Origin of the sequence: Microcystis sp. M_OC_Ca_00000000_C217Col (genome assembly GCF_007095585.1) — a bacterium.
In the GTDB taxonomy this organism is placed as follows: Bacteria; Cyanobacteriota; Cyanobacteriia; order Cyanobacteriales; family Microcystaceae; genus Microcystis; species Microcystis panniformis.
In genome coordinates this window covers 1-3,398 of sequence record NZ_SFBV01000198.1, presented here as the reverse complement: position 1 = coordinate 3,398, position 3,398 = coordinate 1, and the positions used below count along the sequence as shown (strand labels likewise).

Sequence of the window (3,398 nt, the reverse complement as noted above, 5' to 3'; positions counted from 1 at the left end):
AATAAAGCTTATTAAAAGAATGAGTTATGGATTTACCAATTTTGAACATCTTCGACTTAAGCTGTTTGCTTGCTTTAATTCATAACAAAAATTAACACACGAAAACCAGAAGAGCCGATCGGGCAGGTAATTAATTTTGCATGACTACTTATAAGTAGCTGGTTATAATTAAATTAAAAATGGATTTTGCCTCTGATCCCCCCTTAGTCCCCCCTTGATAAGGGGGGTGCCGATCCCCCCTTAGTCCCCCCTTGATAAGGGGGGCATCTGATAATTTTTAACGCCTACCTACTTAATTTTTGCTTAGGAAACCGTGAAATACCTATCAAGCAAGACTTTTAGGGCTATTTTGACGTTCGGCGATGCTCAGTCGAGCCGCGGAAAAAACTAGAAAATATCAGTATAGACCTCGTTTCCACACATAAACCAGAAGAACCCAAATACTGATGGGCAGTCAGGAGTTTAAACTTGTGGAGAGACTGTCAGACTCGTTGGGATTCGTCTCAAAAAGCAGGTTTCTGTGAAGCAAGAATCTCCCATCACACAGCTTGGCATTGTGATGGCGAGAGTGTCAAAATTGTGTTCAATTACTCGTCATCCCAGTCATGCCTTCCAGCGGTCAAGTGAAATCGATTTTTTTTCTGATCCTCTTTCTCCTCAGTATTCTAGGGGGTATTCTACTGGCTTCGCTACTTCAACAACCAGCGATCGCCCAATCCCCTGCCTCGGATACAGTGCTGAATCGTTATCAAATTGGAGAGCAAACCTATCTAGAAAATTGTGCCACTTGCCATATTGCCATTGCTCCCAGCATCCTACCGAGTCAAACTTGGAAAAAAATCCTAGAAAATCCTAATTCTCACTATGGTATCCGTTTAAAACCAATTGTTGGCATTACTCAGCGTCTTATCTGGGATTATCTCAGTTATTCTTCCCGCCCTCTTACCCAGACTACTTTTGTTCCCCTCCTAATTGAACAGTCCACCTATGTAAAGGTTTTGCATCCTAGGGTCAATTTACCCACTCCTCTCGGTCATACCACCTGTGTCAGCTGTCATCCTAACGCTTCCCGCTACGATTATCAGACCCTTACCCCCATCTGGGATGATGCAGCCTAATCAGTGATCAGTTATCAGTTATCAGTTATCAGTTATCAGTGATCAGTTTTCAGTTTTCAGTTATCAGTTTTGAGATGTGAGTTTTTAGTTCACTGATTACTGTTTACTGTTTACTGATCACTGAGAGGGGGTGCAGTTAGGGTGATTTCGCCAATTTGGCCAGCTTTACCCATTAATTGGGCAGGTTTTTGGTTAAGAGAGATTTTAACACCGCCAGCATTGCCCGATCGAATATTTAAACTCTTTTGGGCTGTCCAAGTTTGTTTAGTCCCGGGTTGGAGATTGCCTTCATGGACTTTTTTGCCATCGGCAATTACCCTTACCCAAGCGGCCTGTTCAATAGTTACCTGGGCTGAGAGGGGAACTTTTGGCTGAGGAGAAGGGGAGGGAGAGCCTACCAGTGCAGGAGAGACTACTGGTGCGGGGGAACCCACGGGGGAAGGAGAGGGAGTAACGGCAGGGGGGTTAGAGAGAGGGGGACGGAGGAAAAGATAGCCAATACCACAAAATATGCCCGCCAGCAAGCCTAGCCAGAGATACATCCCGAAAAAGGTTGATTTAGCCAGTTGGGGGCTAGTTTCCAGGGCTGGTTTTTCTGGTTTCACCGGTTCCACTTTTGGGGCAGCGGGTTCAGCCTTGGGGAGAGGGGTAGCTTTTGTGGGCAGTTTTTTCGGAATAGTTACCTCTTGAGCTAATTGTTCCGCACTAGGAGACAAGCGATCGGCTAAAGCTTTACCATCAATTTTTAGAGCATCACCGTAGCGTTTGATAAATCCCTTGACATAAATTAATTCTGGTAATTTCTCCCAATTCCCCGTTTCCAACGCTTCTAGCATTGGTACTCTAATCATCGTCAGGGCGGCGATATCGTCTATGCTCAGGCAGCTTTCTTCCCGTTTTTGACGTAAATAAGTCCCGATTTCCTTGATTTGTTCGGCTTGTAGGGGACTGAGTTGACTCATAATTCCAGTCATAATCTATACCAACTTAGATGATAATCTCGATTTTGTTATTTTGGGATAATCTGTTCTCTAGAAGCTCCTTTCACCTTGTCATCATTACCGGCGAAAAGGTTCCAAAAACCAGCAAAAATCAGCAATACTTGCAAAAGTTAAGTTTTTTATCTCAAATGTCGGGGTTTCACCCCGACCAATATAAAAGAGCGAAGCACGACTAAAATCTTGACAATCTCTGCTGTATAGGTTAACTTAAAATAAGTTGTTTGAGGTCGATAAACAATGATTATCTTAGAAATGAAAGCAGTGGTCAAACCAAGTCAGTCTTCTGCCATAGATGAAGCTATTCGTACAGTACAATTCATCAGAAACAAAGCATTAAGACTTTGGATGGATGCCAAGAGAGAAGACAAAATCGATAAATATTCTCTCAATAAATATTGTGCAGTTCTCGCCCAACAGTTCAAGTTTGTCGATACTCTAAATTCTACGGCTAGACAAGCATCGGCAGAACGGGACTGGTCAGCTATTGCTCGTTTCTATGACAATTGTCAGAAAAAAATAAAAGGGAAAAAAGGTTATCCCAAGTTTCAGAAAAATAATCGTTCTGTGGAATATAAAAACTGTGGCGGTCAACTATCGGAGGATAGAAAAAAATTACTTTCACAGATAAGAAAAATCTTGGCACGGTTAAACTGAAAGGAACTAGAGACTTAAACTTTTACCCTATAGACCACTGTGTGGAAACTAGGTCTATACTGATAGAATATCCGCAAAATAGTCCTAAAAGTCTTTCCCAGTAAACATTTCACGATTCCATAAGCAAAAATTATCACACAAAGTCGAGAAGAGCCGTTAGGATTGTTAAACGAGCAGACGGTTACTATGTCCAATTCTGCCTTAGCGTTGATATTCGGGAATAGGCAAAACCCTTAGAACCGACTAAAAGATGTGTAGGATTGGATGTAGGCTTAAAAGTTTTCTACGCTAATAGTGATGGGGAAACGGTAGAAATACCGCAATACTATCGCCAAGCGGAAAAAAGATTAAACCGTTTGACCCCCCCTTGCCCCCCCGACGTCGGTTGGGGGGGGGGGAGAGATTCCCTCTGGCGAATGTTGGATACTTCCTGTCAGATTAGGGAAACTCTATGAACCAAGAATCCCTCGCTTTTAGTGACGGGAGTGTCAATAAGAAGCGATCTTTGTTGACATCCTCGCCGCCCTAAAAGTGCGGCGATTCCTAAACCTCACGATTTAAGTTTCTGCTTCCACCACCGTCGCATACCACAGTTAAAAAACCATGTACTGTCTTACACAGAGTC

The 3,398-nt window shown here is 43.0% G+C and carries 2 protein-coding genes and 2 pseudogenes; 3 read left to right on the top strand and 1 reads right to left on the bottom strand.

Going from position 1 to position 3,398, the window contains the following annotated elements; all coding sequences use genetic code 11:
* Positions 1–605: 605 nt before the first annotated feature.
* Positions 606–1,118, top strand: coding sequence for a dihem cytochrome c family protein (locus EWV66_RS11810; protein WP_052276987.1), 513 nt, complete (start codon positions 606–608; stop codon positions 1,116–1,118).
* A gap of 110 nt (positions 1,119–1,228) precedes the next feature.
* On the opposite strand, the gene EWV66_RS11805 is transcribed toward EWV66_RS11810, so the two are convergent.
* Positions 1,229–2,092: a helix-turn-helix domain-containing protein gene (locus EWV66_RS11805; RefSeq protein ID WP_052276988.1), complete on the bottom strand. Its 864-nt coding sequence runs from the start codon at positions 2,090–2,092 to the stop codon at positions 1,229–1,231.
* A 264-nt stretch (positions 2,093–2,356) separates the two neighbouring features.
* On the opposite strand from EWV66_RS11805, the pseudogene EWV66_RS11800 reads away from it, so the two are divergent.
* Positions 2,357–2,814 (top strand): annotated as a pseudogene (locus tag EWV66_RS11800) (RNA-guided endonuclease TnpB family protein); the annotation flags it as partial.
* A gap of 108 nt (positions 2,815–2,922) precedes the next feature.
* Positions 2,923–3,132, top strand: a pseudogene (locus EWV66_RS11795) (hypothetical protein); the annotation flags it as partial.
* Positions 3,133–3,398 lie beyond the last annotated feature (266 nt).

Excerpts from the sequence above, each read along its gene's own strand:
- EWV66_RS11805 (WP_052276988.1), bottom strand. The coding sequence starts at position 2,092 with ATGACTGGAATTATGAGTCAACTCAGTCCCCTACAAGCCGAACAAATC.
- EWV66_RS11810 (WP_052276987.1), top strand. The coding sequence starts at position 606 with ATGCCTTCCAGCGGTCAAGTGAAATCGATTTTTTTTCTGATCCTCTTT.